This is a genomic window from Marinobacter sp. (assembly GCF_041690615.1).
Taxonomy (GTDB): domain Bacteria; phylum Pseudomonadota; class Gammaproteobacteria; order Pseudomonadales; family Oleiphilaceae; genus Marinobacter.
Genome location: NZ_JAWLGY010000011.1, coordinates 115,495 through 125,182, shown reverse-complemented (window position 1 = coordinate 125,182; position 9,688 = coordinate 115,495). Strand labels below are relative to the sequence as shown.

Here is a 9,688-nt window from a genome sequence, read left to right as displayed (position 1 = left end):
CACTCATCCCCGGACTCGAAATGAACCGCATCAGGCTTCGCCTGGGCGGTTTCCTCCGACCCGGAACAGGCCGCCAGAGCAAGGGAAAAAGCCAGAACCAGGCCAGCACGGACTACGAATGACAGCTTCATCAACAGACTCCAGGTCAGATACGACGATTACGGAACAGGGCCCAGGCGCCCGCCAGGGGAATGACAAACCAGACCGCAAGGGCAAGCCACAGCCCGCCCGGCCCCATGGGCAGGTCCGAGCCCAGGCTGAGTACGCCGGTGAGCTGTGCCCCACCCTCAAAAGCCACGATATTGAGCAGGCGATAGATATCCGTGGGGTTAAGCAGCAGCAACCAGGGCAACAGGTCCGGGTTCAGCTTGCCTTCGCTGGCCACCAGCACACCCAGCAACACCAGATCGAAGATCAACACAAAGAAAAACCAGATCGCCAGTGCCAGGCCCGCCGCCAGCGGCTTCTCACTCACCCGCACGCTCACCAGGTAGGCCAGCGCAATAAACCCCCAGCCCAGCAGAACCGTAGACAGAATGAACCGGAACATGGCCGCCGCCAGCACACCCACGGCAACGTCTTCCACCAGCAGGGCGATGGCAACGCCGGCAACGCCGAAGCCGATCACAGTAGCGAGCGCCAGGGTCAGGCCATGCCCCAGGAACTTGCCAAACAGTAGCTGGCCCCGGCTCAGGGGATAGGTCATCAGCAGCAACAGGGTACCGCCCTCCTCCTCCCCCACAATGGCGTCGTAAGCCAGCAGCAGCGCGATCAGCGGAATCAGGAAAATACCCAGGCTTGCCAGGCTGGCAATGGTGGCCGGGGTGGAGGCGTAGCCCACACTGCCGGAAGCCGCCGCACCAAACCAGGCGATCCCCAGGGCCAGGGTGGCAAAGACCAGGGAGATGGCCACCATCCAGCGGTTGCGCAGACTGTCTGCCAGCTCTTTACGGGCAATGGTCCAGATACTGTTCATTGCACGCCTCCCCGGTGGGCCAGGCCACCGGAACCGATAAAGTGCACGTAGATGTCCTCCAGGGTGGGTTCGGAAATACCCAGGTCACGAACCTCACCGGTAGCCAGCAGCCTGTGGATCATGGCCATTTTCTGATCGTGAGCCACATCAATTCGCAGGTTACCGTTATCGAGCCCGTTTACTGTGGCACCCAGGCCAGACCCCTCGACAATACCGGCCAGGTGGCAATTATCGTTGGCCGGGGCCACCGTCAGTGACACCGGCATATTGGCCTGCCGGCGAAGAGACACCAGGTTGCCGGCTGCCTTCAGGGAGCCCTGAGTGAGAATGGCCGCCCGGTCAATGTAGGGCTCCACACCCGGCAGCACATGGGAGCACAGCACAATACCGGTGCCCTGATCCCGCAGTTCCCGCAACAGGCGATAGAGATCGGCGGTCGCTACCGGATCCAGCCCCACCGTGGGCTCGTCCAGCATCAGCAACTTCGGCCTGCCCAGCAGGGCCTGGGCCAGGCCAAGACGCTGGCGCATGCCCTTGGAATAGGTCTTGGTGCGGGCATCCATGGCATCCCCCAGCCCCACCTGTTCCAGCAGAACTGGCACCTGCTTCAGGGAAGCGCCCTTGAGACGGGCGAAATGACTGAGAATTTCGCGCCCCGTCAGCTGCGGGTAGAACATCACGTTCTCCGGCAGATAACCGATATGCTGACTGACTTCCGGATCACCGGCGATTCCTCCGAGCACCGAAACCCTGCCTTGCTGGGGATGCATCAACCCCAGAATCAGCTTGATGGAAGTGGTCTTGCCAGCGCCGTTATGGCCGAACAACCCGAGAATCTCACCCGGCTCCAGGGCCAGGTCGATACCGGTGAGCACCGGGCTCTTGCTATAGCGATAGCTCACGTTTTCAAGACGAAAGCAGCTCATGGAATCTCCGCACGCAGGGTTTCAGGGGGACGCATCAGGGGATGGGAATCAGTGACACCGGCCGCCTTGACCACCGGGAAAGCCTCCTGCACCCAGCGGATCGTATCCACCGCCGGGCTATGCATCAGGATACGGGCCTCCGGATAGGTCCACAGCAGCCGGTCCACATTATCGTTGGGTTCATAGGGCACATCACCCAGACCATTCTGGTCCCTGTCCCAGCCCAGATAGTCACTCCAGTAATTGCCACGCCCGTCCTTGGACCACTCCTGGGTGCGGGTGGCCACATACTTCACCTGACGCTGGTTGTTCAGGAATGCATTGGAGAACACCTCGTTCTCCTCCGAACCTGCCGTCAGGTGAATGCCCAGGTTACTGTTGGCGAAAAGGTTATTCTCGAAGGTGTTATGGAGAGAGTTGTAGATAAACACCGCCTTGCCCTCACCACCGGAAATCGCCACACCCCCGGTCCGACCGCTGGACACGCCGGTCACCACATTACCCCGCAGGGTGGAGTTGGTGATGTAATTCATCAGAATGCCGTAGTTCTCATCGTTCTCCGACCGGTTATCAACCACGGTCAGCCCCTTGCTCTGCATCAGCGCATAGCCGGTACGGGTACCGGAGGTACTGTTGCCCTCCAGCAGATTGTCCATCGAGTACATGTAGTGAATGCCATAACGCAGATCCGCCATGGTGTTATTGCGAATGGTGTTCTTGTTGGCGGTCTCGATATAGATCGCATCCCGGGTCTGACGAATGTCATTACCCTCGATCAACGCCCCGGTGGTATTGAACAGATGAATCCCATTACCCCGGTCCTGGGATCGCAGACTCGTCTCCCCCCGGGCCACATTATTCCGGACCGTCACATCCGGCGTGGCATCCAGCCAGATACCAAAGGCCGGCCCGTGCAGACGGTTGTCCTCAACCACCGCCCCCTTCGCCTCCCGGGCGACAAAGATCCCCGCATCCAGCTTGTTCAGGTCCTGCCCCCAGTTACGAATCTCGCAACCACGGAGCGTCACCCCGGGGGCGCTAATATCAACGGCATTACCGGAACCACCTCCGTCAATCACCGTCTCCGGCGCACAGATCACCGTCACATCAGCCACGTTAATGGCCAGCGGCGAAATCTGTTCCGGGGGCAGCTCAAACGACGCACCGGGCTCCAGGGCATCCAGATCTTCTTGCAGGTCCGCATTTGCGGTCAACGCAAACAGAGCGACTGACAGGGCCACTCCATAACGCGATAGATGAGGCATTAAAACGTTTCTCTGAAAAACAAAGTAAAGGTTTGCACCCAAGTCGGAGCAATCCAAGCGGAGAGGGCTTTCCCGGACCGTGCGGAGCCAGGGATGGCGGAGCCCGAGCAACACAGGGACGTGCCTTTAGGAGCGTGTCCGGGAAAGCCCTCTCCGCTTGGGTTGTGACTCCCAAGCCAGAAAGCTGGGGCCCAAGATCGGGCCCCAACCAAACAGCGACCTGTCAGGCCTTCTCAACCAGCATCCGGCCACCCATCTCCATATGGAGCGCATGGCAGAACCAGTTACAGTAGTACCAGTACACACCGGGCTTACCGGCAGTGAAGGTCACAGAAGAAGTCTGCTGGGGACTGATCTCCATGCTCACACCATGGTTCACCATACAGAAACCGTGAGTCACGTCCTCAATGGTATCCAGGTTAGTCACGTAAACCGTCACCTCATCCCCTTCCTTGACCTTGAACTCCGTCATACCAAACTGCGGCGCCACAGACGTCATGTAAACCCGGACCTTGTTACCGTCACGGATTACCGTATTGGCACCTTCCAGGGTGACACCATCCTTCTCCGCCTGCTCCCGACAGCTGGCGAAGTAGGCATCATCCCGATCATAGATCTTCTTCGTCTTGATCTGATCACGGCGTACCAGAATACAGTCGTGGGGCTCGGCGAAGGCAGGACCGTCATGAACCAGTTTCATCTCCTCGCCGGAGATATCAATCAACTGATCGTTCTCCGGGTGCAGCGGGCCCACCGGCAGGAAACGGTCCTTGGAGAACTTGGACAGAACCACCAGCCACTTGCCGTCCGCATCACGGGACTCGGTCAGCGACGCATGGTTGTGACCCGGCTGGTAATGCACATCCAGCTTCTGACGGATATAGTTCACATCCTCGTCATTGTAGGCCTTGATAGCGTCGGCGATGTTCCACTTGACCACCTGGCTGTCGATAAACAGCGTGGTGTAAGCGTTACCGCGACCATCGAAGGTGGTGTGCAGCGGCCCGAGACCCAGCTCCGGCTCGGCAACAATGGTGTCACGCAGCTCGATCTTGTTGTCGAACAGATCGTCCAGCTTGTCGATCTGGATGACAGAACAGGTGGGAGACAACTTGCCGTTGGCAATGAAATACTTGCCGTCCGGCGAGGTGTTCAGACCATGCGGGTTCTTCGGAACCGGAATGTAACGGGTCACATCGGACTCACCACGACCGTCCACCACCGGCACCTTGGAGTCACCCAGGGTCTTGTAGTTACCGGCCTCAACGGCTGCCTCGATGCGCTCAACGTTGAACACGACAACCCAGTCACGATCGTTCCGCATGGTACCGGCAAGGTCATTCGCCTTCTCGGAATTGTAGCAGGTTGAGGCGGCGTACTTGCCAGTGTAGTCAGCGTCGGTGTTGTCCAGGTTACCGTCAACAATCACCTGCCAGGCAACGTCCATGGTGTCCGCATCAATGGCGGTGAACATGGTGTAGCTGTTTTCCAGGCTGTATTCACTGCCATCGTTGGGGTGCGGAATCACAAACTCGGCGTTACAGAAGACATACTTGGTGCGGGGCACCTTCTGCAGACGCAGACCATGGATCGCCTGAACGTTGGGAACATGGGTGATCTTGTCCGTCTTCATGATATCCAGACGGATCCGGGCCACACGGGTGTTGGCCTTGTCGTTGATGAACAGGTACTTGCCGTCGTAGCGCCCGTCCTCCATGGAAATGTGAGGGTGGTGGCAGTCACCGTTCAGGTACTGCTGGTCGCCGCCCAGGATTTCCTTGCTCTCGTTGGTAATACCCCAACCGGTGGCAGAGTCCACGTTGAACACCGGAATCCGCATCAGCTCCCGCATGGACGGCACGCCCAGCACCCGAACCTCGCCCTGGTGACCACCACTCCAGAAACCGTAGTACTCGTCCAGCTCGCCGGGACCCACGTGAACCTTGTTCCGGGCCTCTTCAGCGGCGGCAGCCCAGGACTCACGGGTCATGACAGCGCCGCCAAGCCCCGTGGCACCAGCCACACCGGCAAGGGCGGCCGCGCCCATGAAGCGGCGGCGGCTCAGACCGCCTCCAGGCTGCTCCGGCGTTGCCTGTTCCAGCTCTTCACGTTTTTTCATAGCATCCAACTCCGTTCTTCGTAATGGCGGTTATGTTTTTACTTTCTTTATGTCACCTGGGTAACCGGAATCTGCTCCGGCCGGCCCGGTGAATTCTGTCCACGGCGCTTGCCGCGGCGCTTGACGATCAGTGGCGGGCACTTGTTGTCGTCGAAGTAGGTCATCTGGCAGTCCAGGCAGTAATGGCACTCCTGGTAATTGATGGTGCCGTCGGGATGAATGGCCTGGACCTCGCACTCCTTCTCACACAGGCGGCAGGGGTGACCACACTCCTTGCGACGCTTGAGCCAGTCGAACACACGCACCTTGGTGGGCAGGGCCAGCGCTGCGCCCAGCGGGCACATGTAGCGGCAGAACACCTTGCGGGTGAAGATATTCACCACGATCAGCAGCACCGCGTAGGTCACAAAGGGCCAGCTGCGATCAAATTTCAGGGTAATGGCGGTCTTGAAGGGCTCGACTTCCGCCAGTTGCTCGGCGGTGGCCATGGAGTCCAGGGACACACCAAACAGCACCAGCAGGATGATGTACTTGACCGCCCACAGGCGTTCATGGATCGGGAAGGGCACTGTGTACTGGGGCACCTTCAGCTTGCGGGCAATCTCATTCACCAGTTCCTGCAGGGCACCGAACGGGCACAGCCAGCCGCAGTACACCGCCCTGCCCCACAGCAGGATGATCCCGGCCACTACGGCCCAGAGCACGAACATCACCGGGTCAATCAGAAAGGTCTCCCAGGTAAAGCCACTGAACAGGCTGTGCACAAAGGTGAGCACGTTCACCACCGACAGCTGCCCCAGGGCGTACCAACCGATAAAGATGAGCGTGTAGGTCAGGAACGCATGGCGGATCCACCGGGTCACCTTCGGCTTCTTCACCAGCCAGTCCTGGAAGAACAGGATGAACAGCAGGAATAACAGCCCGGCGCCCAGCACGGCCACCTGGAACTTCTTCTGGTACCACACCTGCACCCACAGGGGCTGCTCTTCCAGCCACTGTTCCTGGGTCATCTCCACTTCCGGACGGGTGTAGTACTGGTCCGGTAGTTGATAGCTCAGCGGGAAGACCTCGAATTCACTGTCCAGGGGCCCGGTCTGGCGCTTGACGGTCAGCTCCAGCGCCCACTCGGTGCCCGGGTCGAACTTGTACTGCTGGCGCACAATAAAGATGGCCATCTCGGAAAATTCCGGCATACCCTCGGCGTAGACATCGCTGAGCCGGTAGAAATCCAGGTCGCGGAAATTGAAGGTGTCGCCAAACTGGCGGATCTGGACCCGGTCGAAAATGCCGCCGCGCACGTAACCGGAGCCCTTGAAGGAATATTCACCGTTGGCCATCACGGCAATGGCGTGCTCGCCTTCCTGCAGTTCCTCCATCAGCCCGTCGTACTGCTTCTGCCCCAGCAGGTTTCGGCCGATCGTCGGCGCATTCAGGTAGCCGGTATAAAGATCGATGAAGGGCTCATCCCGCTCGTCTGCTGGAGCAGTATCGATACCTTCGGCCTCGGTGCCCTTGAAGGAGTCGTCCACCTGGCCACGGGTCAGCAGCAGGCGACGGATGGAGCCATCACCGGTCAGCTCCTCCCAGCTTTTCGGCGAAAACTGGTCCGTTTTCACGTCGGCTTCGGGCAGTCTTGAGGCGCTTCCACCCTCGACCATACCCAGCTCAACACCAACCCGGTGGGCGCTCTTCATGATGACTTCGTTGATCACCATGACGGTCACCGTGGCGCCGGAAAGGCCATCCACCGACACACGGGTTTCGGAGGACTTGCCACCCACGGTTACCCGCTGGTCCGCCGCGAGGCCGGTGTACTGATCGGTGAAGTCATGCATCTTGCTCTCGGGAATACCGATCAGCAGGATGGGTTCGTCGTGGTGAATGACTTTTGTGGCCCGAATCTCACCTTCGGTATCCAGCACCACGGTGGCGTCCAGCGGCTTGCCGGAGTAGGCGGGAGTCTGCAGAAAGTCCAGGGTCTGGTAGGTGTAGCCGAGCAGTTCATCGCCGGCATAAACCTCCTTGATAGCCCGGTTATCCTCCAGCGGACGAACCTCTTCCGCCTCCGGAAAGGCGGTGGTGATCACTTCCCGAGCCTTGATGGGCTCGTAGGAATCCAGGGGGGCGGCAACGGCGCTGGTGGCCACCAGGACAAGAGAAAGAACGGCTGTGAGCATCCACCGTACAACGGCAAACCGGTGATCTGACACTTTACCTCCATCGAGCAGGTCTGTTCTGAACAGGCTTCTGGCAACCATGTTATACGTCACCGCTTTCTACAGACTTGATATTGTTCAATGCGGACATGCTACCGACACATTTAGTTGACGACTGACCGTTGTACAAATCATGGACTTGCGTTCCATCAATTCAGATCAACCGCCTCGCCGCCCTGGTCCAGCGGCAGGTAACCGCCGATATGGCCCATGCGGATCGACTCCACCATCATGGTCAGTGGCTGCTGGGCTTCATCCGACGATGGTTCTATACCGCCACGGCCGGACATGGCCGCAACAAAGACCACATCCCAGGCCTGGCCGGTCTCCCTGGACTCTTCCACCAGTGATGAGAAGGCAGCAACTTCAGCCGGAGCCTTGTCGACGCAGATGACGGGCGTCAGTGCTCCGCCCTCGCCACGGTCGAACGCCGCCTTTTCTTCGTCGCTGGCATCATCGGGCAGTTCGGCCCGGCAGAATACGAACAGCAGGCGCTGGGGTTCCGGCTGTTCCTGGACCGCCTGCATAAGGTCGGTATAACTGGCAATCATGGAAGTATCCTTCAGGGTGCAATAAGGGGGAAAAGGGGCCGCCGGAGGGCGGCCAGGATCAGGGAGAAACAGACCCGCCCTGGCGGGCCAGTACAGCCTGGCAGACCTCGTCTACCGAGTGTTCGTCGTAACTTTTGCCATAGCGCTTCTTGAATCCATAGTCGTACAGACGCACATGGTCATCGGGGGTCACACCCACGTTCTCCAGGCAATGCAGGGCGCAGTGCAGCGGGCAGCCATCAATCACGGTAACGGGCCGCCCGGACTGGGCGGTTTTTACCAGTGATGGCACCTTGCCACCGACACCGGAAATGCAGGACATCTCGAACTCACCGGCGTGGTCCAGTTTCACCGCTGCGTTGTTGGCCAGCTGGGCTACGTCGGAGCAGCCGGAACAGGAGTAGATGAGTGGTCTCTGCTTGCGGGCGGTCATTGGTCCCCCTGTGGCTTCTGGTAAGTGTTTACTGACTGATCTGGGTCAGGCGCCCGGGGTCGGAGATAAACAGCTTGCTGCGGTTGACCCGCACCAGGCCGTTGCTCTTCAGGTCCGCCAGAATGCGCGAGAAGGTTTCCGGCTGCATGGCCAGGCGGGAGGCCACCAGGCACTTGGGCAACGGCAGCTCCACTTCTCCACCCTGATGACGGGCCTCTTCCGGCAACAGATCGATCAGGTAGCGGATAAGCCGGTCGCGGGCACTCTGCACGGTCATGATTTCCAGTTCATGAAAGCGGCTGACGGCGCGCTTGGCGTAATGCTGCAGGGCTGCCCGCGCATACTTCGGCTCGCGGTCAATCAGGTCCTGGTAGACACCAACGGGAATCATCAGTACTTCGCTGTTCTTCAGGGCTTCCGCGTAACAGGCATACCGGGGCGGGTCGGCGTAGATCATGACTTCCGCGAAGCAGTCACCGGGCTGGAGGCTGTCCAGCGTGCGGTCAACGCCGGAGGCATCGAGGCGATACAGGCGCAGGCGACCGGAAATCACGAAGAAAAAGTGATGCGCCGGCATGTCCTGGCGGTACAGCAGCTGGTGGTGCCCCAGCCGGACCTGGCGGGAGTGGTGGAGTATGTGGTTCAGGTCCTTTCTGTCCAGTGTGGAGAACAGCGGATGGTCCTGCAGGGCAGCCAGGCTGCCCTCCTCGTCGAAGGGCTTGTTTGCAGCAAGCATTACGGGCTTTTCGTAGCGCTTGTCTGTGGTCTGTGCGAGTGCCATGGCGGACTCCCTCTATATATGCATTCCAGATGATGTTTTAAATAGTAGACGGAGGGCGGGGAAATTGCCGTCCCCCTATGGGGGTATTCCGGCGGTTCTTGAGGAGTAATTGATTTACCTCAACGGGGCGGGGTCTAACTTGTTTGGCTACTGCGGCAGTGCTTCCTACCTGCGACTACCACCCAAGCACGAAGGACGGGGGCCGGGGAGGCTTTTCCAAACTGTGCGGAGCCAGGGATGGCGGAGCTCAAGCGACACAAGGACGTGCCTTTAGGAGCGTGTTTGGAAAAGCCTCCCCGGCTCCCGGCCCACTCCCGGAATCAGATTTTCATGCTCGGACTCTGTAATTAGTGGATAGCCTGAAACCTGGGTGTCCGGCCCATGGCTAGGGCTCCTTTCCAGGACACGCTCCTGACGGCAC

The 9,688-nt window shown here is 59.5% G+C and carries 8 protein-coding genes; all 8 read right to left on the bottom strand.

From position 1 onward, the window contains the following. Window positions 1-145 precede the first annotated feature (145 nt). The gene (locus ACESMZ_RS09920) at window positions 146-976 is read right to left on the bottom strand and encodes an ABC transporter permease (protein WP_372956600.1); all 831 of its coding nucleotides are present in this window, start codon (window positions 974-976) and stop codon (window positions 146-148) included. After that, window positions 973-1,902, bottom strand: a complete 930-nt coding sequence (locus ACESMZ_RS09915; protein ID WP_372956599.1) for an ABC transporter ATP-binding protein — start codon at window positions 1,900-1,902, stop codon at window positions 973-975. Before ACESMZ_RS09915 ends, ACESMZ_RS09920 begins: the two co-directional genes overlap by 4 nt. Then, window positions 1,899-3,167: a nitrous oxide reductase family maturation protein NosD gene (locus ACESMZ_RS09910; RefSeq protein WP_372956598.1), complete on the bottom strand. Its 1,269-nt coding sequence runs from the start codon at window positions 3,165-3,167 to the stop codon at window positions 1,899-1,901. Before ACESMZ_RS09910 ends, ACESMZ_RS09915 begins: the two co-directional genes overlap by 4 nt. 223 nt (window positions 3,168-3,390) lie before the next feature. Beyond that, window positions 3,391-5,286, bottom strand: coding sequence for a TAT-dependent nitrous-oxide reductase (gene nosZ, locus ACESMZ_RS09905; protein ID WP_372956597.1), 1,896 nt, complete (start codon window positions 5,284-5,286; stop codon window positions 3,391-3,393). A 47-nt stretch (window positions 5,287-5,333) separates the two neighbouring features. Then, window positions 5,334-7,463: a transcriptional regulator NosR gene (gene nosR, locus ACESMZ_RS09900; RefSeq protein ID WP_372956621.1), complete on the bottom strand. Its 2,130-nt coding sequence runs from the start codon at window positions 7,461-7,463 to the stop codon at window positions 5,334-5,336. A 188-nt stretch (window positions 7,464-7,651) separates the two neighbouring features. Beyond that, window positions 7,652-8,053, bottom strand: coding sequence for a ribonucleotide reductase subunit alpha (locus tag ACESMZ_RS09895; protein WP_372956596.1), 402 nt, complete (start codon window positions 8,051-8,053; stop codon window positions 7,652-7,654). A 58-nt stretch (window positions 8,054-8,111) separates the two neighbouring features. Continuing rightward, on the bottom strand, window positions 8,112-8,486 hold the full coding sequence (locus tag ACESMZ_RS09890) for a putative zinc-binding protein (RefSeq protein ID WP_372956595.1): 375 nt from the start codon (window positions 8,484-8,486) through the stop codon (window positions 8,112-8,114). A 28-nt stretch (window positions 8,487-8,514) separates the two neighbouring features. Then, window positions 8,515-9,267 carry a Crp/Fnr family transcriptional regulator gene (locus ACESMZ_RS09885; RefSeq protein WP_372956594.1) on the bottom strand — a complete coding sequence of 251 codons (753 nt, stop codon included), beginning with the start codon at window positions 9,265-9,267 and terminating at the stop codon, window positions 8,515-8,517. Window positions 9,268-9,688: the final 421 nt, after the last annotated feature.